General features: G+C 41.0%; 25 protein-coding genes. 10 read left to right on the top strand and 15 right to left on the bottom strand.

Annotation, left to right across the window (positions count from 1 at the left end; all coding sequences use genetic code 11):
- Window positions 1-12: 12 nt before the first annotated feature.
- From ACESMA_RS13595 to ACESMA_RS13620, 6 genes are all read left to right on the top strand, one after another.
- Entirely contained in the window at window positions 13-825 is an 813-nt protein-coding gene (locus tag ACESMA_RS13595; protein ID WP_372949382.1) for a DUF1080 domain-containing protein, read from the top strand.
- 400 nt (window positions 826-1225) lie between these two features.
- Window positions 1226-2530, top strand: a complete 1305-nt coding sequence (locus tag ACESMA_RS13600) for a C2 family cysteine protease (protein WP_372949383.1) — start codon at window positions 1226-1228, stop codon at window positions 2528-2530.
- An 84-nt stretch (window positions 2531-2614) separates the two neighbouring features.
- Complete coding sequence (locus ACESMA_RS13605; RefSeq protein WP_372949384.1) at window positions 2615-3280, top strand: TIGR02594 family protein; 666 nt, start codon at window positions 2615-2617, stop codon at window positions 3278-3280.
- A 28-nt stretch (window positions 3281-3308) separates the two neighbouring features.
- Window positions 3309-3758, top strand: coding sequence for a hypothetical protein (locus ACESMA_RS13610; RefSeq protein ID WP_372949385.1), 450 nt, complete (start codon window positions 3309-3311; stop codon window positions 3756-3758).
- 170 nt (window positions 3759-3928) lie between these two features.
- Window positions 3929-5056 carry a Gfo/Idh/MocA family protein gene (locus ACESMA_RS13615; RefSeq protein WP_372949386.1) on the top strand — a complete coding sequence of 376 codons (1128 nt, stop codon included), beginning with the start codon at window positions 3929-3931 and terminating at the stop codon, window positions 5054-5056.
- A gap of 51 nt (window positions 5057-5107) precedes the next feature.
- Window positions 5108-5914 (top strand): class I SAM-dependent methyltransferase, encoded by an 807-nt coding sequence (locus ACESMA_RS13620; protein ID WP_372949387.1) that lies wholly within the window; start codon window positions 5108-5110, stop codon window positions 5912-5914.
- Window positions 5915-5918: 4 nt separating this feature from the next.
- Here ACESMA_RS13620 and folE read toward each other — a convergent pair whose 3' ends face one another.
- Window positions 5919-6647, bottom strand: coding sequence for a GTP cyclohydrolase I FolE (gene folE, locus ACESMA_RS13625; RefSeq protein WP_372949388.1), 729 nt, complete (start codon window positions 6645-6647; stop codon window positions 5919-5921).
- Between the two features lie 378 nt (window positions 6648-7025).
- On the opposite strand from folE, the gene ACESMA_RS13630 reads away from it, so the two are divergent.
- Window positions 7026-7745 (top strand): AAA family ATPase, encoded by a 720-nt coding sequence (locus ACESMA_RS13630; RefSeq protein ID WP_372949389.1) that lies wholly within the window; start codon window positions 7026-7028, stop codon window positions 7743-7745.
- A 162-nt stretch (window positions 7746-7907) separates the two neighbouring features.
- On the opposite strand, the gene ACESMA_RS13635 is transcribed toward ACESMA_RS13630, so the two are convergent.
- The 3 genes from ACESMA_RS13635 to ACESMA_RS13645 all read right to left on the bottom strand — a co-directional run bounded on the left by ACESMA_RS13635 (window position 7908) and on the right by ACESMA_RS13645 (window position 11562).
- Window positions 7908-8672, bottom strand: coding sequence for a uracil-DNA glycosylase (locus tag ACESMA_RS13635; protein ID WP_372949390.1), 765 nt, complete (start codon window positions 8670-8672; stop codon window positions 7908-7910).
- Window positions 8673-8677: 5 nt separating this feature from the next.
- Complete coding sequence (locus ACESMA_RS13640; protein ID WP_372949391.1) at window positions 8678-10147, bottom strand: DUF1080 domain-containing protein; 1470 nt, start codon at window positions 10145-10147, stop codon at window positions 8678-8680.
- A gap of 68 nt (window positions 10148-10215) precedes the next feature.
- Window positions 10216-11562, bottom strand: a complete 1347-nt coding sequence (locus ACESMA_RS13645) for an MFS transporter (protein WP_372949392.1) — start codon at window positions 11560-11562, stop codon at window positions 10216-10218.
- Between the two features lie 226 nt (window positions 11563-11788).
- Here ACESMA_RS13645 and ACESMA_RS13650 point away from each other — a divergent pair, with 226 nt between their 5' ends.
- The 3 genes from ACESMA_RS13650 to ACESMA_RS13660 all read left to right on the top strand — a co-directional run bounded on the left by ACESMA_RS13650 (window position 11789) and on the right by ACESMA_RS13660 (window position 17455).
- Window positions 11789-14080: a GH92 family glycosyl hydrolase gene (locus ACESMA_RS13650; RefSeq protein WP_372949393.1), complete on the top strand. Its 2292-nt coding sequence runs from the start codon at window positions 11789-11791 to the stop codon at window positions 14078-14080.
- 51 nt (window positions 14081-14131) lie between these two features.
- A complete protein-coding gene (locus tag ACESMA_RS13655; protein ID WP_372949394.1) occupies window positions 14132-15034 on the top strand; it encodes a YitT family protein in 903 nt (300 codons plus the stop codon).
- A 129-nt stretch (window positions 15035-15163) separates the two neighbouring features.
- Window positions 15164-17455, top strand: coding sequence for a patatin-like phospholipase family protein (locus tag ACESMA_RS13660; RefSeq protein ID WP_372949395.1), 2292 nt, complete (start codon window positions 15164-15166; stop codon window positions 17453-17455).
- Between the two features lie 2 nt (window positions 17456-17457).
- Here ACESMA_RS13660 and ACESMA_RS13665 read toward each other — a convergent pair whose 3' ends face one another.
- The 11 genes from ACESMA_RS13665 to ACESMA_RS13715 form a co-directional block, all read right to left on the bottom strand.
- Window positions 17458-18159 (bottom strand): LOG family protein, encoded by a 702-nt coding sequence (locus tag ACESMA_RS13665; protein WP_372949396.1) that lies wholly within the window; start codon window positions 18157-18159, stop codon window positions 17458-17460.
- Window positions 18160-18183: 24 nt separating this feature from the next.
- The gene (locus ACESMA_RS13670) at window positions 18184-18417 is read right to left on the bottom strand and encodes a hypothetical protein (RefSeq protein ID WP_372949397.1); all 234 of its coding nucleotides are present in this window, start codon (window positions 18415-18417) and stop codon (window positions 18184-18186) included.
- 11 nt (window positions 18418-18428) lie between these two features.
- Window positions 18429-18563, bottom strand: a complete 135-nt coding sequence (locus ACESMA_RS13675) for a hypothetical protein (RefSeq protein WP_372949398.1) — start codon at window positions 18561-18563, stop codon at window positions 18429-18431.
- A gap of 4 nt (window positions 18564-18567) precedes the next feature.
- On the bottom strand, window positions 18568-18924 hold the full coding sequence (locus tag ACESMA_RS13680) for a DsrE/DsrF/TusD sulfur relay family protein (protein ID WP_372949399.1): 357 nt from the start codon (window positions 18922-18924) through the stop codon (window positions 18568-18570).
- Between the two features lie 32 nt (window positions 18925-18956).
- Entirely contained in the window at window positions 18957-19379 is a 423-nt protein-coding gene (locus ACESMA_RS13685) for a DUF302 domain-containing protein (protein ID WP_372949400.1), read from the bottom strand.
- Between the two features lie 11 nt (window positions 19380-19390).
- Entirely contained in the window at window positions 19391-19819 is a 429-nt protein-coding gene (locus tag ACESMA_RS13690; RefSeq protein WP_372949401.1) for a DsrE family protein, read from the bottom strand.
- Between the two features lie 23 nt (window positions 19820-19842).
- Window positions 19843-20982 (bottom strand): cysteine desulfurase family protein, encoded by a 1140-nt coding sequence (locus ACESMA_RS13695; RefSeq protein ID WP_372949402.1) that lies wholly within the window; start codon window positions 20980-20982, stop codon window positions 19843-19845.
- An 11-nt stretch (window positions 20983-20993) separates the two neighbouring features.
- On the bottom strand, window positions 20994-22103 hold the full coding sequence (gene extI / locus ACESMA_RS13700) for a selenite/tellurite reduction operon porin ExtI (protein WP_372949404.1): 1110 nt from the start codon (window positions 22101-22103) through the stop codon (window positions 20994-20996).
- A gap of 60 nt (window positions 22104-22163) precedes the next feature.
- Window positions 22164-22826, bottom strand: coding sequence for a metalloregulator ArsR/SmtB family transcription factor (locus ACESMA_RS13705; RefSeq protein ID WP_372949405.1), 663 nt, complete (start codon window positions 22824-22826; stop codon window positions 22164-22166).
- A 129-nt stretch (window positions 22827-22955) separates the two neighbouring features.
- The gene (locus tag ACESMA_RS13710; protein WP_372949406.1) at window positions 22956-23636 is read right to left on the bottom strand and encodes a DUF2490 domain-containing protein; all 681 of its coding nucleotides are present in this window, start codon (window positions 23634-23636) and stop codon (window positions 22956-22958) included.
- Between the two features lies 1 nt (window position 23637).
- Window positions 23638-24222, bottom strand: a complete 585-nt coding sequence (locus tag ACESMA_RS13715) for a hypothetical protein (protein ID WP_372949407.1) — start codon at window positions 24220-24222, stop codon at window positions 23638-23640.
- Window positions 24223-24448: the final 226 nt, after the last annotated feature.

A 24448-nucleotide genomic window follows, 5' to 3' on the forward strand; every position in this document is an offset into this window, starting at 1 on the left:
AAAATTTTAACCATGTTAAAGATTATAATTTTTATTACCGGTATTCTTTTTCTGACAGGGCATCAGACCGGGGAAAACAACACCATCTCTATCCAGCAAAAAGAATCAGAAAAAATCCAACTCTTCAACGGCCAAAACCTTGATGGCTGGTACACCTTTTTACAACACAGCGGGAAAAATCATGATCCAAAAAAGGTTTTTACGGTGCAAGACGGAATGATTCGGATTTCGGGTGAAGAATGGGGTTGCATTACCACCAACGAAGAATTTGAAAATTACCATCTGATAACCGAATTTAAATGGGGTGAAAAAACCTTTGAGCCCCGGCTGAATAATGCCCGCGACTGTGGAATTCTGCTGCATTCGATTGGCGAAGACGGAGCATCCGGTGGAATCTGGATGCACTCCATCGAATGCCAGATAATTGAGGGCGGAACAGGCGACATTATTGTGGTTGGCGACGGAACGGACAATTTCAGTGTTACCTGCACTGTGGCTAATGAAAAACAAGGTAATTCTTATGTTTTTAAACCAGACGGAAAAGAGGTAACGGTTAACTCAGGCCGTATAAACTGGTTTAACCGGGATCCGGACTGGAAAGATGCGCTGGATTTCAGGGGAGAAAAGGATATAGAAAATCCGGTTGGAGAATGGAATACCCTGGAATGTATTGCTGACGGGGACAAACTCACCTTCATTCTAAACGGAATTATAGTAAATGAAGCAACCAAAGTAAAACCCAAAAGAGGCAAAATTCAGATTCAGTCTGAAGCGGCTGAAATTTATTTCCGCAGAATAGAACTTATGCCTCTCACCTCCAAATAAGCCAAAATACTTTCAGGTTTTCGCTCTCTAACTTCCATCGAAAAAAAATTAAAGGAATATTGCTTTGAAGACAAAATTGTCTTAAATTGAAGCTCATTTAAATTATGAGCAATGCATAAAAATTTTTTAATCTGTAAACACTATCTTTCAATAAAGTATCGTAAATTGTTTTACTATTCTATTCATCCATCTAAAACCAGTTCCAAAAAGCCAGGGTTTATAGTACACAAAATTTTTAACTAATTTATTTATGAGTAACATAAACAGGTTATTCCGAATTAATTATTTAGTTGTTTTTTTCAACTGTAATACTTTGATTTTCAATACAATTTTAATCTGTCTGAATAAATTTCCGGCAGAATAAATTCTAATAAATCACAATCATTAAAATCAAAAGAAAATGGACAAAGTAACAAATTTAAATGTGGGTGCCATCAACCCCTATGCTCTGACCGAAGCGTTAGTTGGCAGAAAAATCGATTGGACGAAAAAGGAATCCATTGAAGTGATGGAAGACGCACTGGAAACGGATTACAATGAATTGTTCGACATGAAGTTTAATTCGCCCATCTATGCCGGATTAAAACTGAACGACAAAAACATGGCTGAACCGGTTGCTGCGTCTGCAATTACTATCAGAGGCGACAACGAATCAGAAACACCAGATGTATCAGGCATTACCAATCTGGGCGAGCTCAAAAAGCTTGGAGTAAAAAGTATAAACACCACAAAAATCCGCTCGGGGGTGCTAACACGTGGTGTACTGAACCTGAAACTTGATCTCCCGCAAATGGATCATACGCTTTCAAAAACACTGTTAAGCAAACCGCTTGCGGCAATTCTTTTAGGAAAAGCAGCCTCATCGGGTGACTGGACACCTGAAAACGGTATTTGGAAAGACACGGGCGATTTTTTCAAAGATGTAATTGAATTTTCTGATCCGGTACAAGGAGCTGTTGGAAACTGTTATTTTATTGCCGCAGTTTCAGCCATTGCCTGGGCCGATCCCTATCGGATTGTTCACCGGAACCGTGCAACAGGTACAGGCGAATCAGACCGGGTGAATGCTATTCAGTTTTATTCAAAAGGCGGAGGAAAAGATGCGCCCACAAAACTGGTGGAAGTTACGGACAAAACGCTGGTGCGCACGTCAAACAACCTGCCAATTTATTGCCGGTCGAGAGATGCTGGTGAAATTTATCCCGCTTTGTACGAAAAGGCTTTTGCCAAATGGATTCTGAAAACCAATTCAGATAAACCCGACATTACCAAAACGGCGTTTGGCGACCCTGTGAAAGCCACTGCTCAATTGAATGATAAAACGGCTCATTATTATAATACAAGCAGCAGAACAGGAGATCAACTCTACTCTATTGTCCGGGAAAATTCAATGAGCTACAAAACCATCCATCCGATGACAGCCTGGACTTATGGTTCGAGCAAAGATTACACAGGTACCAATGTTGTTGGGAACCACGCCTACACAGTTTTAGGCTGGGCATACAAAAACAACAAAAAGTACATTGTACTCCGAAATCCATGGGGTGTAACCGAACCTGCCGGAATGAACACGTATCAGGGAGTTCTGTCCTTTTTCGACAAAAGCTTTTGGAGGCCAATAAATATGATTGGGAACGATGGTGTTTTTGCCATCGAAGCCAACTCGTTCCAAAACCTTTTTGCAGGACTTGGGGTAGCTAAATAAATTAAAAACAAGGAGAATATTTCAACGTTTTGAATGACTTTGGATATTCTCCTTTACTTATTTCATATTAAAAGAATTAAAAAGATGGAAGACCTATTAAAAATTGCATTTAAAGAACTTGGGAATGAGGAAATGTTGGGGAACCAGCACAATCCCGAAATTTTAAAATACGCTAAAGAATCAGGCATACATGGAATAACCAGTGATGAAGTTCCATGGTGCAGCACGTTTGTAAACTGGGTGGCAAAAAAGGCCGGACTGCAATATTCAGGCAAAGCAAATGCCCGCTCATGGCTCAATGTTGGCACGAGGGTTACCACACCAGAACCCGGCGATATTGTAGTTTTCTGGCGTGAAAGCCCTGAATCGTGGAAGGGACATGTGGGTTTTTTCCTTGGCGTTTCAACCGATAAAAAAAGGGTTTATTGTTTGGGAGGGAATCAGGGAAACCGCGTTTCTGTTTCGGCCTACCGGCTAAACACTGTGTTGGCATTCCAGCGTTTGTCAACGGTAAAAAAACTTGAAATTCCTGAACCTACTTTACAACTGGGAAGCCGTGGCCAGGCCGTTGTTGCTCTGCAGGATGCGCTTAAACAACTAAATATTGATATTGGAACCTCTGATGGTGCCTTTGGTCCAAAAACCGAAGCCGGCATTAAAGAACTGCAAACACGAATGCCAAACCTAGCTATTGATGGAGTGTACAATGAAATGACACGGGATTTACTTGAATCTCAATTTCAGGCTTAAAGTATTTTAACTGTTATAAATAGCAACCATGGCGAAAAAAATTTCTGAACTGAATAACACCGAATATAATTCCCTTTTAAATGATTTTTACGCCGAACCAAAACTCCGTAACCAATTATCAAAGGATGAGATAAAAGCGTTGGCTGAAAAGTTAAACAGTAAAATAAAAATTCCGATAATTGGTGAAACCGGAGAAGAAAAAATTCTTATCAAAATTATATTGAAAATTGATAATTTTCTTTACGAAAACATGCCCAATGAATTTTACGATCTGGTTCGTACTACTGAGAAAGGAATTGAAAAAGAGGAAGCTAAAATGATAGCCGAGCGGCTTACAATGTTGGCCAATGAAAAAATTAATCTTCCCTTTTTGTCAGAAAAAGTTGAGGAAAAAATTTTCCGTTATGTGATTGAACTGATTGTAAACTCGGCCATCAAAAAACATGATCTAAATGAAACCCTTAAAAAACCAGAATAAAGGCCATACCTTTTTCTGATTTCAACCAGGAAATGTAGCAAAAGTTGAAAAGAAGAAAAATACTTTAATAAACAGAAAGGTGGCATTTCCAATCCAGATGAATTGGTTATTTTTGAGCGATGGGTTTTGTATAACGCAAAACCCATTGTTTTAAAAAGGAGTTTACAAAAATGGAAAAAAACAAATTCAACATCGCCATATTGGGATGCGGCAAAGTAGCCCACCTTCATGCCAAAGCAATTGAGAACCTGCCCAATGCAAAACTTGACGCTGTTTGGAGCCGCACCCAAAAAACCGCAGATGAGTTTGCCAGACAATATAAAACAAAAGCTTTTGGAAGCATTTCAGAAATGGTAAAAACAGCAAAAATTGATTTGGCCATAGTTTGCACCCCCCACCCTTTTCACAACGAACCGGCCATTGAAGCTGCAAAAGCCGGCGCAAATATTTTGGTTGAAAAACCGCTGGCCTCAACCCTCAACGATTGCGATGAAATAATAAATGCTTGCAAAACAGCCGGTGTTAAACTTGGAACAATCAGTCAGCGGCGTTGGTATGCCCCGGTAATGCGGGTAAAAAAAGCCATTGAAGCCGGTAAAATTGGCAAACCGGTTTTCGGAACCATTAACATGCTGGGCTGGCGCGATAAAAATTATTACGATGCCGATGCATGGCGCGGAACCTGGAAAATGGAAGGTGGCGGAGTACTGGTAAACCAGGCGCCTCATCAACTCGATTTACTGCTTTGGTTTATGGGTGAAATTGATGAAGTTTACGGCATTTGGAAAAACTATAATCATCCATTTATTGAAGTGGAAGACACTGCTGTTGCCATTGTAAAATTCAAAAATGGTGGTATAGGAAATATAATTGTCAGCAATTCGCAAAAACCCGGAATTTACGGAAAAGTGCATGTTCACGGAGAAAACGGTGCTTCAGTGGGAGTTCAAACCGATGGAGGCGCCATGTTTGTGGCAGGCTTGTCAACGGTGTTGGAACCGCCGGTAAATGATTTATGGACAGTTTCCGGCGAGGAAAAATTACGGGCGAAATGGACACAAAAAGATTCGGAATTTTTTAATTCCATCGACCCTACCGTATTTTATATGGAGCGGCAAATCGAAGATTTTCTGGAAGCCCTCGAAACCGACAGGGAACCTCTGGTATCTGGCGAAGATGGGCGGCGAACGGTTGAACTTTTCACAGCCATTTACCGTTCAACACGCGACAATAAACCGGTTAAATTTCCGCTGGAACCTGAAAACAGAACCGATATGGACGGACGGCTACCTGTTTGATCTGAAATCCGCTTCTGAAAAAGTTTGACTGAGAAACCAAATTTATATTACATGCTTTACTGCACAAAATATCTGGGATGCAATCCGGACAACCAGTTTATTTATTCAGCCGACCAGAATCTGAAATTTATAAAGTGCTCCGAATGTGGCTTAATTTGGCGGGCGCCTGAGTCAATGAATCTTCAGAAAGAATATGATAAAAAATACTTCTCGTCGAAAAACTACGCCAAAAATAAAAAGCACAAAATAAAAAAATCAGAATGGCTCATTCGAATTGCACAAAACCATCACCCAAAAATTAAATCATTATTTGAAGTGGGCAGCTCAATTGGAAATACACTACAAGCTGCTAAGAACCTGAATATTTATCATTTGGGAACAGATGTAAGTAATTTTGCCGTGAATTATTGCAAGGAAAGCGGTTTAAATGCTGAAAAATTTACAATTGAACAGGTGATTGACAGCGGCAAACGTTTCGACCTGATTTTTATACAACACGTTTTGGAGCATTTTCCAAATCCTTTTAAAACTTTAGCGAGCTGCCATCAATTGCTGAATAAAAATGGATTAATCCTGATTCTTGTTCCAAATTCAGAATATAAGAGGGCACAGAAAAAAAGAGAGAAACATCGTTTTTACAGCAAAAAAGGCGTTGGCACAGAACATTTTGTCTATTTCAACTACAATTCCATATCAAAAGTTTTAGCTAAAACCAAATTCGAGGTAGTACAAAAAAACTACCCTATATTTCTGAAAAATCATGATTCACCTGAATTTTTTCTAAACCGGTTGTTCAGAAGAAATTTATCATTATGGGGAGGCGACCAGGAAATTTTCCTGATTGCCAAAAAAATCTGACATCTTACAAACCAATATATTTCAGAAATTCTTCCCGCACAGATTTGTCTTTGAACCTTCCACAATATTCTGCAGTTACAGTGGTACTGCTATCATCGCCAATTCCGCGGCACGAAACACACATGTGTTTGGCATCGATTAAAACGGCTACATCGTCGGTTTTCAGAACTTTTTTCAGTTCGTTTGCAATTTGCACGGTCAACCTTTCCTGAACCTGCGGACGGCGGGCAAAATAATCTACAATACGATTAATTTTGCTCAGGCCAATTACTTCGCCGCTTGAAATGTATGCCACATGCGCTTTACCGACAATTGGAAGAAAATGGTGTTCACAAAACGAATTCATATTTATATCGCGTTCGAGCAACATTTCGTTGTATTTAAATTTGTTGTCGAACACCGAAATTTTAGGCTTGTTGGCCGGGTTCAGTCCGTAAAAAATTTCTTTTACAAACATTTTGGCAACCCGGTGAGGAGTTCCCTGCAAACTGTCATCAGTTAAATCGAGCCCGATAATTTCCATAATATCACGAAATTTATCTTCAATTAAGGCTACTTTTTCATCATCCGATTTTTCAAATGCATCGTAGCGCAAAGGAGTATCGGCAGAGGTTCCAACATGGTGATCGCCCAATTCTTCATACCCGTTCATTTTTTCATGTGAATGGCCATTCCCGTTCAATTTCACTTTTCCATTCCCGTTTAACGGCTTAAGTATAATATCTTCTTTCATCTTTTTTAAATTAATATTTTCAGTCTAATTTTTATTTTTTTCACGAAAACAAAACATACAAAAATGTATTTTGTTTAAATTTTAATAAAAAATAAGTAAACAAAATTTTATTCATAAAAATTATTCCAAACAAATGATTAATATAAAATATGTTTGGTCAGTTCCGTAATGAAAAAAAATCAATTTAAGAAATGCTTTCATACAAGAAAAATATCAAAACAAAATATTTTTATATGAAATATCTTTCTTCACAATATATTGATTTAAAACAACATACAAAAGTTATAAAAAATTCTTTCACCCAGACTCAAATTCTTATTTTTTAAAACATATCGAATTTCATTTTATTCATGTAACTTAGTAACAAAAGCAAAAACCATGGGTAACGCATTACTTGAATATTTAACAAAGCGGATGGGTAACCAAAAAGTTTATTCCAATCCGAATAAATTACCGGGACCACTTATTACAATTTCGCGAGAAGTAGGTTGCAACGGAGTAAAACTTGCGCATAAAATTGCAGAAAGACTAAATCATCGCCATTTGGGACCCGACTGGAAAGTGTTGAGTAAAGAGGTGTTTTTTCAGAGTGCAAAAGAGCTCGACATGGAACCTGAGAAAGTAAAACGAATTTTCAAGTACTCAAACAATTACACTTTCAATGACATATTAAATGCTTTTGGAACAAAAAAATTCAAAAGCGAAAAAACGGTCATAAAAACTGTAAATGAGGTAATCCGAACTTTTGCAGAAGAAGGTTTTTGCATTATTGTAGGTCGTGCTGCCCACATTATTGCACACGACATTGAAAATGCGTTACACCTTCGTTTTCTGGGTCCATTGGAATACCGCATAAAAACCATTATCGACAACAATCATCTGAACCGGCAGGAGGCCATTGAATTTATTCAAAAAGTTGAAAAAGAAAGAAAAGCTTTTCGCAAGGCAATTCGGCAAGAAGCACCTGAAAATGATTTATTTGACCTTTGCATTAACAGGGCCTCATTTTCTGACGAAGAAGCAATTGACCTCATTGAAATTGCTGCCGAAAAGAAAAATATTTTTAAAGATTACGGCAAACAAATCGATTTTTATTAGCCTGCATTATTCATAAATTTTGTTTGTAATGAATGAAATGCAGGTTAATCCCGACTTAGATAGCCTGCCCCGAAGTTGATTCGGGGAAGTTAAACTTTTGAAAAAAGTTTTACATAATCTTAGTCGCTCTCGGAGACAGGATTAATTTTTGGATTATTCGGTTTAGAAAAGTAAAGAATCGTTCTTCATTCCTTTTTTCAGTCCGAATCCTGTCCAGTCGATTTCCCCAATGAATGGTTCGAAGCAATTGATTTTTCCGAACAGAAAATCGGAATCCCTGTCCGGCGCCTCATGGCACATCATAGGATGCATAGTTTCAAATCTTTTTTTCAGATAAAGATTTTTGGTGGCTTCACGGGCATGGTTTCCCCACAAAAACCAGGTAGCCTGCGGGGTTTTATTTTGAATAAAAACCAGGAGTCGCGAGGTAAATTCTTCCCATAATTTTTGGTGACTGCCCGGTTTTCCCGGTTCGCAGGTAAAAGAAGTATTCAGCAGCAAAACCCCCTGTTTCTCCCAATGCGAAAAAAGTTTTCCGGGCAGCAAAACCGGAAATTCGTTATCCAGTTTTTCTTTTAACTGGCTGAATTTGATTACTTCTCCGGTGTAGGCTTTGTACAATGCACGTAAAATATTTTTCAGCGAAATGTTTTTAAAGGGCTGGTTCCACGATTTCAGGGTGCCCACTTCAAAAGCACGGCCTGTTGCAGCGTCCGGTTGGGGATAAGGATCCTGGCCAAGAATTATAATTTTTGCCGAAGAAAGCGGAAACGACAAAAACCGTAAAACTTTATCAGCCAGTGGTGTAAAGCCTGAATCTTCAACCTCTGCTTCAATTCTAAAAACAAGCGACCGGTTTTCATCGGTTAAAAACGAAAACCAGTCGCTGTGTATGTTTTGCTCTTTTAAAAAGAGGGAATTTTTCATCAGAATCAGCCTGTAATCTTTTCGGGTAAACCTTTTACGTTAACCGGTTTCAGATGGTCGGGCTTAATTTCGAACATATCGTTTGGGGTGAGTTTACACTCTTCAATCATTTGAATGCAATATTCCAAACGGCCTAAATCACGACCCGTATTGTTCGTACCAAAACTGAATTTCACTCCGGCTTCTTTGGCCATTTTAATCATTTCGGCAGAAGGCGTTTTGTAACGGGCATTTATTTCGAGTGCTATGTTATTATCAGCCAAAACTTTTATAACGCGTTCCATGCGCTCTTTGGTCCAAAGTTCTGTGTATTCACCCATAAGCTGAGCTGGCAAAACCGTCGGATTCACATAAATATCAACCGGTTCCTGCGACATGATGGCCTCAATTTTTTCCACCATCTGGTCCATAAACTGCTGTTTGTCGTCCACCCAAACCTCTTCGGGAATCCAGATGCGGTTGCGCCGACCTTTTGAATCGGTAAAAGTCATGGCATCGGTAAAAACATAATCGAATTTGGCAACGGCTTCAGGAGAAAACAACGTAATCCACTCGCGACCTTCGGCCTGCATTCCTTTAAAGGTGGGACTACCTTTTACCGACTCAATGTATTCATTCAGTGACTCATCGTCGGTAACCGGAAAATGCAGTCCGCAATTGGGCGCCACGCCATAGTTTATTCCAAGTTTTTGAGAATTCTGCACCAGCTCTTCAATTGTCAGTCCGCCTTTCAGGTGCACATGGTAATCAACAAGGGGGAAACCGGCCCGCATGAGTTTGGTTACCAACGTATCCCATTCCTTATCCACTTCGGGTGCTTTTCTTTCACTATCAGGCAAAACTTTTACCCTGACGTTGCGATAAAATGTTGTGCTTCCGGGGTCGTGTGACTGCAAGGCAAAAGTTCCGCTGCTTAGTTTTAAACCTTCACCACCTTCCGGTCGCCAGGGATTTTCAGGCTCAATGTATTCATTCACTTTCATATCGTTCACAAAAATTTCGATGTGGTTTTCCACCACTTTAATTCGCATTTTAAACCACTCGTTATCTTCAGCCAACGGAAAATACACATTGCGGATGTTATAAACGCTGCCGGTTTTTCTGCGCTCAGGATTATTTTCATTTCCCCGGAACGAATTATTCACCTGAATCTCATACCCTTTTTGCGGCCAGCCTTCAGCCTGGTAACCAGTATGAATAAAAATTCCGGAATTGGATTTTTCCAAAGTTTTCACTTCGGTTTCGAACTCAAAGTTTTTAAAATCACCTTCATAAAAAAGATGAGCCCGTTCACCGGAACATTTAATGGCACCGTCTTCAACGGTTAAACTTTCAGGATTTTCGGCTGATTTTTTCCAGCCTTTCAGGGTTTCGCCATCGAAAATGGAAACCCATTCCCCGGTTTCAAATTTGGGCTGGCAGGCTCCCAAAAAAAGGGCAGCCAAAAAAAGGTAAACCAATGCTAATTTTTTCATGATTTAAAAATTTAGTATCAAGACACAAGACAATTAGATACAAGATAATCAGACAAAAGTAAGAAATCTTACTCATCATGCTCTGCAAAATCGAATTTATCCTGAGGATTATTTCCCTTATAACTTAAAATGAGCAAAAGAAAAATGAAGAACGCCAAAAAATAACTGGCAAAACTGTAACTGCCAAGCCGGGTCAATGAAAAACTGAAAAGTACCGGACCAATGGCACTAAAAAAAACAATAAGCGACATAACGAAGCCTGAAATTCGTCCCAGATTTTTCCTTCCGTAAAACCGGGGCCAGGTTACAGTCATCAGCACGTTGTACAATCCGTTGGCCATACCGTGCCCTATAATAAATCCGTAATAATAAATTCCGTCGTTCATTTTTGCAAGGGAATAAAGTGCAATAAATTCACCTGCAAGAAAAACGTACAACAAATACTTCAGTTTAATGCGGTCGCTAATCCAACCTCCGAAAAAGGAAATGCCAACCGATGCAAATGAAATGGGGATAAAAATAGCCAGGGCTTTTTCGCGATCGAGGCCTGCCTGGTCGAAAATTGAAATAAGGTTAAAGGAAAAACCGGTTATGTACAGAGCGTAAAAAGCCAAAGGGAGGGAATACAGCCAAAAAGGCAATGTTTTGCGAGCTGCGGAAAGTGTGAATTGTTTAAACGGCCTGATGGTTACATTGCGCTCGCGGTACCCGTGTTTCTCGCCATCGGGCAACATCCCAAGGTCTTCCGGATTGTCGCGAAAAAAGAGAAAGGCAATCAGCATAAAAACTATTCCAATGCCCAAAGCCATGATAATCCATGCGTACCGCCAGGATGTTCCCTGGATTAACCAGTCGAAAGTAAGCGGTGCTATAGAAAAACCGAGGGTGATTAAAACCGATGCAATTCCGTTAACAAAACCACGCCTGGCAATAAACCATTTCATCAGCATATTGCGCGAAACCATGGTTAGCACGCCCTGTCCCGAAAAGCGAAGCAGAAAAAAGAGAAAAACCATAACAGCTATGGCAAAACCGTTATAAACAACCAGTTCCCTGTCTTTAACAAACAGGTGCACTACATGATCGGCCTGACTTAACAGCAGCAAAACAAAGGCAAGCAGAAGTGATGCAGCAATTGTGGTCCAGCGGGCACCAAATTTGTCGTATTGTTTCCCGGCCCAGGTTAACAAAAAGGAACTGCCGATGGTGCCAATCATATAGGCACTGCTTATCTGATTCCGGTTGAGATGGATATGCTCAATCAAATAGTCGGTAAAAGTAGAAACGCCCATGGTTTGGCCAGGAGCACTGGCTAAAACTCCTATAGTTGAAGCAATTAAAATTACCCACCCGTAAAAAAAAGGTATTTTTTCAGGTTTAAACGGAAAGTTATTCCATCGTTTTTTTAATTCCATATCTGAATTTTCAACAAAAATACAGATTGAAAGGCTGAATGTTCAATGCAAGCCAATGAAAATAGTTGAATCAGGAAAGATTAATCCTGGGGAAAGACTTAAATGAATAAAAAGGTGCCTGATTCAGGTTGTTTTTTTATGAAATCGCTCAGAAAATTAAATCCCGGATTATATTATTTTTGACCCGCAATTAAACGAGTTTATCAGAAATTTGAATACAAAATAAATGAAGTACTTTTCTTTTTTAGCAGCCATCCTGTTTTTGTTTTTAGCATGTACACCAACAGAAAAAGGTGAATTTTTAACTGACCCGGTTGAGCTGGTTAATCCGTTGATGGGGTCTGATTCAGAGTTCAGTTTGAGTAACGGGAACACATATCCTGCCATTGCGCGCCCCTGGGGAATGAACTTCTGGGCGCCGCAAACCAACAAAATGGGCGACGGCTGGATGTACCAGTACGATGCGTACAAACTTCGCGGATTCAAACAAACGCACCAGCCAAGTCCGTGGATTAACGATTACGGACAATTTTCGGTTTTTGCAACTACCGGGAAACCGGTTTTTAATGAAGACGAACGAGAAAGCTGGTTTTCGCATAAGGCCGAAACGGTAAAACCCTATTTATATGAGGTTTACCTGGCCGATTACGATGTGGAAGCTGCATTCACAGCCACCGAACGGGCTGCCTTTTTCGAATTCGTTTTTCCAGAAAACGACAGCTCGAACATTGTTATCGATGCGTTCGACGGAGGTTCATACATTAAAATAATTCCTGAAGAAAACAAAGTGGTTGGTTACACCACGAAAAACAGCGGCGGTGTTCCCGGAAACTTCAAAAACTGGTTTGTGGTGCAATTCAATAAACCGTTTGAAACATTTTATACCACCGACAACAAAACCCTTTTTGCCGGAGAATCAGAATTGAAAGACCTGCACACCGGCGCTGTGCTTCAATTTAAAACCAAACGGAAAGAGAAAGTTTCACTGAAAATTGCCTCGTCGTTTATCAGCCTCGAACAGGCCGAACTAAACCTGAAACAGGAAATTGCTGACAAAACTTTTACGCAGTTGGTTACCGAAGGTAAAGACCAATGGAACAGCGAACTGGAAAAAATAAAAATTCAAACTTCGAATATCGACAATGCCCGAACTTTTTACAGCACATTGTACCGCTGTTTGCTTTTCCCCCGAAAATTTTATGAAATTGATGCCGCAGGTGAAATTGTGCATTACAGTCCGTACAACGGAGAAGTGCTGCCCGGCTACATGTTTACCGACAATGGTTTCTGGGACACCTTCCGTGCTGTATTCCCGTTTTTTACACTGTGGTACCCCGAACTGAACAGCCAAATTATGGAAGGTTTGGTAAATGCTTACAATGAAAGTGGCTGGTTGCCCGAGTGGGCAAGCCCCGGTCACCGCGACTGCATGATTGGCTCCAACTCGGCTTCGCTGATTGCCGATTCGTACCTGAAAGGAATCCGCGGTTACAACATTGAAACGCTTTACAAAGCCATTTTGAAAAATACAGAAGGCCATGGCCCGGTAAGTTCGGTGGGAAGGTATGGCGCCGAATATTACAACAAGCTGGGCTATATTCCTTACGATGTGGGCATTCGCGAAAATACTGCACGCACTTTGGAATATGGTTACGCTGATTTTTGCATTGCCGAACTGGGTAAAGCTTTGGGGAAACCGAAAGAAGAGATTCAGCTTTTTGAAAAACGGGCACAAAATTACCGGAATGTTTTCGACCCGGAAACCAAACTGATGCGCGGCAAAAATGAAAACGGGGAATTCCAGTCGCCGTTTAATCCTTACAAATGGGGTGATGCATTTACCGAAGGAAACAGTTGGCATTACACGTGGAGTGTATTCCACGATGTGGAAGGCCTGGCGCAACTCATGGACGGCCACGAAAGTTTTGCAGCAATGCTCGATTCCATTTTTGTTGTTCCGCCCATTTTCGACGACTCCTATTACGGCTTTCCCATTCACGAAATCAGGGAAATGCAGATTGTAAACATGGGAAACTACGCCCACGGCAACCAGCCCATTCAACACATGATTTACCTGTACAATTACGCGGGGCAACCCTGGAAAACGCAGCAACGGATACGCGAGGTACTGACCAAACTTTACCAGCCCACACCAGATGGTTACTGCGGGGATGAAGATAACGGGCAAACTTCGGCCTGGTATGTTTTTTCTTCGCTTGGTTTTTACCCGGTTTGCCCCGGCACTCCGGAATACGTGATTGGTGCGCCGCTGTTTGAAAAAGTACAATTGGAGTTGCCCAACGGCAAAATACTAACCATTGAAGCGCCGGGAGCCGATAAATCAGAATACATTCAAAAAACCACATGGGATGGAAAAACATGGGACAAATCGTATTTTAATCATGATGAATTGCTGAATGGTGGCAACATTCGATTTGAAATGGGCCCGAAGCCCAACAAAAAATTGTGGACTTCAACTGAAAGTTTTCCATCGTCAGTAACACCTTTCAAAAACTAATTTCAATAATTTGTAAATCTTCAACTTATGGCCTTTCTTTCTAAACAAAAAATGTTCAGCAAACAGTGGTTTTTCGATTATACACTGATACTGTTTGGCTCTTTTATTCTGGCAGCCGGTTTTGTTTATTTTGTAACACCACACAAAATTGTGCCGGGCGGAGTTTATGGCATTGCCATTGTGGTACACTACCTTACACAAGGTGTCTTTTCATTCTGGCCCGACGGAATTCCTATCGGGTTGTTCGGCCTGGTATTAAATATTCCGCTCACCATAGCCGGAATTAAAATCCTGGGACCACGGTTTGGCATAAAAACCATCATCGGTTTTGTACTCACATCGGTTTTTATTGATGGAATAACATACCTGCGCCCGGATGGAAATACACCGCTGGTGGACGATGTACTTCTTTCCAGTGTTTTTGCAGGAGTTTTGATTGGTATAGGACTGGGATTGATTTTTAAATCGAGGGCGACTTCGGGTGGATCTGACATTATTGCCATGATAATTGCCAAATACACCAATCTGCAACTGGGCAAACTGATGATTTATGTTGATTCGGTAATTGTGTTCACAGGATTGATTGCTTTCAGAGACTGGCACATTCCACTATATTCCTGGGTGGTTATATACATTACCGGCCGTGCAATAGACATGATACTCGAAGGCTCTGATTACAACAAAGCATTATTGATTGTTTCAAAAAAACACCAGGATATTAAAAATAAGATTCTGGTGGATTTGGAACGAGGCGGAACCTACTTACGGGGTGAAGGAATGTTTACCGGGGAAGAAAAACATATTATTTACACCGTAGTCAGCCGCCGGGAAGTTGCGGTTTTACAGGAATATATTGGAACAATTGATCCCGATGCATTTATTACTGTAATGGATGCCCGTGAAATTTTGGGTGAAGGTTTTCAAAGCCTGGGTAAAAAAGTGGAAGCAGGTTAAACACCATTTCTGTGTTCGCCTTGGTTTTTCGACTTCCTACCGAAAAAATTCGGATAAATTTCCTTAACAGAGATAAAAAGGCTACATTTTTTGTAAATTTGGTACCGCTCAGAACGTATCATTCAAGCCATGAATAAAAGTCTGTTAAGTATATTTTTTATCCTGCTTTTTGCTGCTGAAATTTCAGCCCAGTCGGTTGGGCTGGTTTTAAGCGGAGGTGGTGCCAAAGGTATTGCACACATTGAAGTCATTCGGACTTTGGAAGAAAATAATATTCCCATCGATTTTATTGCCGGAACCTCAATTGGTGCCATTGTTGGCGGATTATATGCCGCCGGATATTCTCCTGATGAAATGGAAGAATTGTTTCGTTCAGATGATTTCTATTTCTGGTCAACCGGACGGATCCAAAAAGAATACAGGTACTTTTTCACGCGTACCGAACCAGACCCCTCGTGGCTGGAGCTTCGGATAGCCCGGCAGGAAGATAAACTGACGTTACTTCCTCCAACAAACATTATTCCCGAAGAACAAATGGATTTTGCATTTATGGAACTGTTGGCAGCTACCAATGCAGCCTGTAAAAACGATTTCGACAGCCTCATGGTCCCTTTTTTTTGCGTGGCTACCGATGTACATACCAATCAACCGGTAGTTTTGCGAAAAGGAGATTTAGGCGAAGCAATCCGGGCTTCCATGACTTTCCCCCTCTATTTTAAAGCCATAACTATTGACGGAAAATTATTGTTTGATGGAGGTATTGTAAATAATTTTCCGCAAGACCTGATGGAAGAAATTTATAAACCCGATTTTATAATTGGACACAAAGTAGCTGATGATGCAAAATTACCCGGCACAGACAATCTGATGGAGCAGATAACCAACCTTGTGATGCGTCCTACCAATTATGAAATTCCACCGGAAAAAGGAATTTTTATGGAAACCAAGTTGAAAAATGTCAGTCTGCTCGATTTTCAGAAATATGATCAAATTGCCAGTGAAGGCAGGACAACAGCCGAACAATTTATTGACAGCATAAAAACCCGGATTACCAGAAGAGTGGCTCCTGAAAGAATAACAAAAAAAAGAGAGGAATTCAAAACAAAAAAACCGGAACTGTATTTTCAAAATGTTCAGGTTGAAGGAGTTGCTGACCCCATGCAACGTAAATTTATCATCCAGTCGATTAAACACCGGTACAATATTGTTTCATTAGGCGAATTGAAAAAGGAATATTTCAAATTAATTGCCGATGAACACTTGAAATCCATCAGGCCTGTTGCCTATTTCAATACGGAAACAGGGTATTATGATTTGCACCTGAAAGTGGAACCTGAAAAAAAGATGCGGATTAACATGGGAGGAAATATTTCCACAAAACCTATTAATCAGGGATTTGCCAGTTTCGACTACCGCACCTACCAGGGGCGGGCTTATACGTTAAGCTCAAATATTTATTTCGGAAGATTTTACAGCTCGTTCAAAGTAGGAGGCCGGATAGATTTCCCAACCTCTCTCCCCTTTTACATTGCAGGATATTCAACGTTAAACCGGTGGGATTTCTTTTCGTCGAGTTCAGAACTTTTTTTCGAAGATGTGCGTCCGCCATACATTATTCAGGGAGAATATAATTTTCGGTTTGAAGCAGGTATTCCACTTGGGCTTCATTCAAAATTGTGCGCGGGAACAGCATTTGCCAATTCAACAGATGAGTATTACCAAACCGATGTTTTCAAAAAAGAAGATACTCCGGATGAAACAACCTTTAATGCTTTTGTAAGTCAACTCTGTGTTGAAAATAATTCACTCAATTATAAGCAGTTTGCCACTGAAGGGGAATATAATGCATTTACGTTCAAATACATTGCCGGAAGGGAAACAAACAAGCCTGGTACAACTTCAACCGCAACAGCAAGAACGAACCGTCATCATGACTATTTTATTCTGCAGGCACAATCTACCAGGTATTACAACCTGTTTAGAAACTTCACTCTGGGAACCCAGTTGGAAGGTGTTTACAGCAATAAAAAATTCTTTAAAAATTACCGGTCCACCAAGTTAACTTCGCCGGGGTATTATCCCACACCACACAGCCGGTCGTTGTTTATCGAAAATTTTCACTCAAACAACTACCTGGCTGGCGGATTCAAATTGCTTTATCATTTTAATCCTTCGCTTCATTTAAGGCTCGAAGGACATGGTTTTGTACCAGTTAAAGAGGAATTGCCGAATGAGGATTTAACTGCTTTCCAAAATACCAAATATTTCTCCAATTACTATTTGCAGGGGATGGCGGCCATGGTTTACCACACAGGAGTGGGTCCTTTAAGTCTTTCACTCAGCTACTACGAAAAACCAAATACCAATCTTTATCTGACACTTAACTTTGGTTATATTCTTTTTAATAAACGAGGCTATTAAAATCAGTTGAATCTTTCAATTTCCCTTACCACATCTTCGGAATGGTCAACAGCTGAAATAATAAGGTTTTTGTATTTGTTTTCCTCCAACAGATTTTTCAGTAATGGATAAACAGGAATTTCTTTTATCCAGTATTTTCGGTTAAAAAACACCATGGGACTGGCATACCCAAAAGTCAAATAATGGTTCTGGGTGGCATCCTGAAAAATTTCCTGAACAGTTCCGGCGCTTCCCGGGGTGAATATAATTCCGCCTTTGGCAATGGTTACCAGGCCGTCTTCGCGTACACTGTTGGCAAAATACTTTGCAATGTGCGATGCAAAAGGTGTTGGCGGTTCATGGCCATACAGCCAGGTTGGCACGCCCAAACTCTTGTAGTCCGATTCAGGATGTTTTAGAAGTACTTCATGCGCCTTGTCGAGCCAAAGTGGATGCTGGTAACCGGGAGCTTCAGCCAGAATTGAAATGGCTTCCTGCATTTCCTGTTCCGGCTTTCCGGCAAACCAGGCTCCTACATGTGTGGCTTCCATAGCACCGGGACCGCCACCGGAAACCATCAAATAACCACGTTCTGTCAGCTTTTTGCTGATTTTTGCAACCTCCGCAAATCCCGAATCACTCCGTTGTATATTATGGCCACCCATAATGGCTACCACCTTTTTTTCATTAAACCCGGCCAGGAAATCCTGCAGTGCATCGGTCATGGCATGGTCGTGTAGCCTTCGCGCCTAAATCTCCTTGATATCTGCAGCTTCTTTCCCATGCTTCAGGTAATGCCGGTAAATCACCTGGTCGGGTGTGTCTGCATAGCTTTCCGGAATGCCCGGCTGGTAACCTTTAAACAGTGTTTCCCGGTTATAAAGTGAATTCATAAACGGATTGAAGGGCACATCAATCAAAGGAAATTCAAGGCAATCTTTTTCAATGAGCAAATGAATTGACTCCGGAATATGACATCCCAAAAAGATGCAATTTAAAAAATTTTGTCTTTGGCCAGTTGCTCCACTTTGCCAAAATCCAAATGCTGAAAAGCATAGGAAACAATTTCCCGGTTATTTTCCAGCAAACCGACCAATGCCTTTTCAGATTCAATCTCCTTGTATCTCATGCTGTCAGAAAGTAATCACCTTGTCGCTGTCTGCAACCCATTCGGTTAATTCGGCCATGGTGCTGATTTCAGTTCCTTCGATGAGCGGGGCATTTTTCAATCCACGGGCATCGGCGCACGAACCGCAGATTTTTACTTTGGCGCCTTTGTTAATGGAAAACTTCATCATCCGCTCGATGTTGTAATAGCCGTTTGGTGTGGTTTGTCCGGCCACCGCGCAGGAGGCTGCATCGGCCATTAAAAAAATCCGTACTTCCACATCTTCGTGGGCTTTGTTCAACTGGTTGGCCAAACGTAATCCGTTGTAAGCTTTCTCTGTTCCGTATGGCCCGTCGTTTATTAAAATCAAAATTTTCTGCATTTCTTTTTGTTTTAAAATTTATAATTTGTTTTTTATGAAATTGAATCCATTAAAGATTTTAACGTGTTGAAAAGAGTGGTTGTATCTTTAAAAAGTTCAGGATTGGAACTTACTGCGTTCAGCATAATTTCCATGTTCATGGTTGAAATGATAGTTTCCCCTTTATCTTCATAAATGGCCAGTTTGCAGGGCATAAAAATGGCAAAATGGGGAAATTCAGTTAACATGGAAGCTGCCGTTTTTGCCTGGCAAATTTCATAAATCCATACTTTTCTGTCGATGGGAAAACCTTTGCTTTCAACAATATCATGATAAACATACGTTTTGAGCAATGCAAACTTTTTTTCTTCGCACGCTGCGGGAACTTTTTCAATTACCTTTTCGATGGGTTGTTTACTTGAAATTTTATGGGTAAACATCTCAATCATTTTTTCCGGTGTCGTCTCGTCTTTCATTTTTTTTCCTGTTAAAATGTTAATACAATTTTGTTTTTCCTCACTAATGCGTACAAATCGGCCATCGACGAAAAGGTACAGATTTGGGGTCCATCCATATTCCGGCTTTGCAAACAAGTGCCACAACCCTGAATTTCTCCGCCTTTTTCCAGAAAGGCATCGACCTGTTCTTCCAAATCTTTGTTTTCTTTCACCAGGTTATCTACTTCCACTCCTTTGGCAAGGAGAAAAACCTGAACGGTGTCGCCCTGATTTACTGAGTGGTTAGCCAGCCGGAAAGCGTTCCAGGTGGTTTCCACATCGTTGGAGTAAATCACCATTCCGATGGATGTGGGTGAATGTTTCTGCTTCTGTGGTTGCGGATTAAACTGTTCCTGTGCCGAAATACTGCCTGACAGCATCAGCAAAACAATGGTTAGCGAAAAGATTGTTTTTTTCATAAAAATTGAGTTATTAATTTGATTTATACTAATTTATTTACGGTTTCCGAAATGATTTCCACAGCCTGGTCGATTTCATCTTTTGTTGTGTATTTCCCTGTTGAAATACGCACGGTTCCGGCTGCGGTGAGCGGGTTTACCTGCATCGCTTTCAGCACCGGCGAAATTTCTACCGAGTTGGCATGGCAGGCCGAACCGGTTGAAAACAGCACTTTTTTACTGACCAGCGAAGCAAGCGTGTGCGCGTCCACTTTTTCAAAGGCGATGCTCAGCGTGTTGGGCAGGCAGTTATTCAGGTCGGCATTCAGTTGAATGGTTGTCCGGCATTTTTCTTTCAATCCGTCGAGCAAGCGCTGCCGCGTTTCAAACAGATGCCTGTTGTTTGTGTCCAGATTTTCTCCGGCCAGTTCACAGGCTTTTCCCAAAGCAACAATGTAGGGTACATTTTCGGTTCCGGGGCGCAATCCGCGTTCCTGGCCGGCACCAAAAATCAGGTTCTCCAGTTTCATGCCATTCCGAATATACAGGGCGCCGATGCCTTTGGGCGCATACAATTTATGTCCGGCAATCGAAAGCAAATCAACACCCATTTCATTGACATCGGTTTCAATTTTGCCAACCGATTGTGCCGCATCGGTATGAAAAAGCACGCCATGCTTTTTGGCAATCTCTCCAATTTCCTTTACAGGCTGAATGGTGCCCACTTCGTTGTTGGCGTGCATAATGGTAATCAGCACCGTGTCGGGACGGATTGCTTTTTCAACATCCGCCGGGTTTACTTTCCCGAAGGCATCAACCGGGAGCCAGGTAATTTCGCAACCCTGGTTCTCCAAATAGTTGCAAACCTCTGTAACTGCCGGATGTTCCACCTGCGATGTGATTATATGTTTCCCTTTTTCCAAGTTGACAAAAACAGCACCGCGAATGGCGTGATTATTCGATTCGGTGCCGCCACTGGTGAAAATAATTTCTCCGGGAAATGCGCCAATAAGGTTTGCCACCTGCATCCGCGCCTTTTCAATGGCCTCCTTGTTGTGCCTTCCAATACCAGAATTGCTGGAAGGATTTCCGAAGTGGTTTTGGATGTATGGCCACATTTCTTCTGCTACTTCCGGGGCGACGGGCGTGGTGGCGTTATAATCAAGATAAATTGGCTTTTCCATAAGATGAATATCTATATTCCAACAGCGAGTTGGACAGTAAAAATATTTTGGTTTTCAAATTCTGAATAATCAATCATTGTATAATCCAGGCTGAGTTTGGCATTGTGCCCTTTGAGATAATAGTTAAATCCACCGCTGAAAATATCGGTATGCTCCTTTTGTTCCACAGAAACCGTTTCGTACCGGAAATAGGGCTGAAAATTCCCCACCGCAACCGGATTACTGAAATAATAGCCGGCCTGGATGTAAAAAAGCCCGGCATCATCGGAAGGAACAAACTGGGCGAAACTGTTCGCCTGGGTACTGTTTTTAATGTTGATGTAAGCGCTTTCTGCGGTTACTGCGCCATTGGCAACCGGATGGTCAAAAAATGCATCTACAGTCCAGATAAAATTGTCTTGCCCCGGCTCGTTATTCAAGGTCAGGTTGTTTTGCGCATCGAAAGCAGCACCAATACTCAGCACTTTTTTCTGGCCAAGGTAGGTACCCTGGTTGAACCAGCCTGTTTCGGGTTCCAGCAGATTTAAAACCCCTCGGGCAACCACACGCAAATTATCCTCCGGGTTGATGCTGCTTTCCACTCCTTCAGAAACCATGAACCGGTATTGAAACAGGCCATCGAAAGGATTGCCCCAAATCGTAACTCCGTCGTCCCTTCCTACTTTGCTGGTGTAAAAAATTGTGCCACGAATTCCGCCCTGCATAAATGAGAGGTCGGTGGTTAAAAGCGACTTGGTGGAAGTTGTGCCGTAGTTTCGGGTAAGCGGAACATACATTCGCCCTGCCTGAACTTTGAAACTTTCATGCAGGTCCAGTGTTATCCACAAATCGCGGAAAGTCAGACCTGTGCCGAGTCCCATCGATGGATTGTCCAGGCCATCCTGTCCAAACCGGTCAACAGCAATGTGGGTGAAAAAACTAAGGTAATCAGTGGGTTGCCCTTTAACTGAAAGGTAGCCCCTGCGAAGCATAAAATCGTTCAGGTTGTTTTCTCCTTTGCCATTTTCAACATGCTGGTACCAGGCCTGGGTCCAAAAACCGATATCTATTTTATTCTGAGCTTCGCCTTTATTTGGTGTGAAAAACACTGTTATTATGATTATTGCCAGGTATTTTTTCATCGTTAATTTATTTTATATTAAAGCTGAATTCTATATTTGAAATTGTTTGCTACCAATATTTCAGTGGATTTCCTTTTCCAGTTGCCTCATTTTCCATTCAGGATAGCCTTCGTCTAATCTCCTGACTTTAAACCCGTTTTCGGAAAGTACACGCACCGCTTCATCGGCCAAAACACAGAATGGTCCCCGGCAATAGGCAATAATTTCCTGCTCTTTCGAAAAATCTTTCAGGCAGCACAACAGCTCTTTCATTGGCACGGAAACCGCTCCGGTAATATGGTCGAATTCGTATTCAGCCGAAGGCCGTACATCCATCAACAACACATTTTTGTTGTGAATCATCGTCTCCAGTTCATCAAGGCTTACTGAGTTGAGCGCTTTGTTGTCTTCCCGCTGCCGGTTGAGCGTTTTTTCCAGTTCGGCAATTTCGCTTACTGCATATTTTGTAATATGTTGGTAAAGTGCAAGAAATTCATTATTCACAAGGGAATAATAAACGTAATGACCCTCTTTTCGCGATTTTGCGATGTTGTTGTTTTTGAGTACCTGCAAATGTTGCGAGGCGTTGGCCACTGTCAGGTTGGTAGCTTCCACAACCCCTTCCACGCTTTTTTCGCCCTGCGAAAGCATCTCTATTATTTCGAGTCGTGCAGGATTGGCAAGGGCTTTCATTAATTTTGCAAGACCGTCGTACATGGCATCTTTAAATTCGCGACCTTTCATAGTAATTTTTTTATGAATTGCCACAAAGATAATTCTCTAATTCAATTATTCAAGAGATTCATTGAATAAATACAACATAAATCTTCCAAATTAAAAAACGATAGATAATTTTAAAAAAAAGAAGTAGGATTAAACCTTTAAATACCAGCCAATATTAAACCAGAAGCTGTTACGGGAACTTCCGTCGATAAATGACGATAGTCTGTAATCGAGCCCAAACTCCAATTTGTTGTTATCGGTAAACTCAAAACCGGCCAAAGGAACCACGCGGATTTCCATATCAGGTTCACCCTCCTGCCAGCTATTCAGGTATTCGTTATTCAACTTCAGGTAAAATTCGCCCGGATCGACCGACTGGCCGTTTAAGGGAATTTCGGCAGTAATTCTGTAGCGAAGTCTGAGTTCCCAGGGATTATCGCTGTTAAATGTTTGATCGGATGAAAACCTGTGTGCCATACGAAAGGATTCATACCGTTTTACAATAGTGAATTGCTGAATGAAGCGGTGAAAAGTTTGTTCTCCCCTCAACCGAATAAGGTAACCGCCCGCAAGTGCGTTGTTCAGGCCGGTTTTCCGGGAGGTGGTCAGTGCAAAATCTGCGAGTTGCAAATGCATGTCCGACGTGGAATTTCCACCAAATTCTCCCTGCATTAAACGTAGTCTTGATTCGGCTTTCAAATTTAAACTCCAGTTGCTGTTAATTCCTTTGTTCAGATTTAGGGATGGAAGTGTTCCCAAAAGGTATGTATCCTGGGCAGTCGTTTTCCCAATAAACAAGACAAGCAAAAGCAGGGTAATAAAATATCTCATTTTAGTATTCAAGGTTATCTGTGTTTCTGAAAATAATTTCTGAGGATTCAAGCAATTCTCCGTTTTCGGTAAAGGTTAACTCATAAAGTTTTGGCCGACCGGTTTTTTTCCCTTTTACCACGATTTCATATTGAACTTTGAAATTGGAAAAGTCAGTTTTGTTATTGAGTATTGCAAGTAAAACAGGATTCTCGGCAGAATATTGAATCTGTATTTTATCTATTTTATGACTGTTAAATATGGAATCCAAAGCCTGCAAAATGTTACTTCGCAATGGTTCATCCATTTCTTGCCAGCTTTTTTCAACCTCCACATCCTGAATTTTGCCGGACGTATCAAACTCAACGCTGTACCTTTTCCCCTGATGCTTCGTTTTTGCCTCAACAGAATTTCCCTGCAGGTTCTCTTCGAAATACCATTTCCAGTTGGTTTCCATTTCAACTGCTTCTATAAACTGCAGTGCTTTCTTTGGAAAATCATCCGGTTTGAGGCGACTTTCCTTTTCAAATTTTTGCTGCGCATTTGCATTCATTTGAAAAATACCAATCAAAAGCAAGGCAGAAATCAGTAATCTTTTCATATTCATTTTTATCCGTTAACACTGAAAAATTTCATTAAAAAATCATGATGTAATTTTAACCATTTCAACTTTAAATAACGAAAAGTTCAATTAAAAGTTTACATCGAAATCCTCCAACATTTCTTACTAAATAAGGATTCCAGTATTTACCGGCAGGAATTATTCGTCACATAAAACTTGAACTTCCACCGTTAGTTTTATATCTTTGAATGTGAAAGTATTTGTAAAAATT

It is taken from the genome of Mariniphaga sp. (assembly GCF_041687215.1).
GTDB lineage: Bacteria > Bacteroidota > Bacteroidia > Bacteroidales > Prolixibacteraceae > Mariniphaga.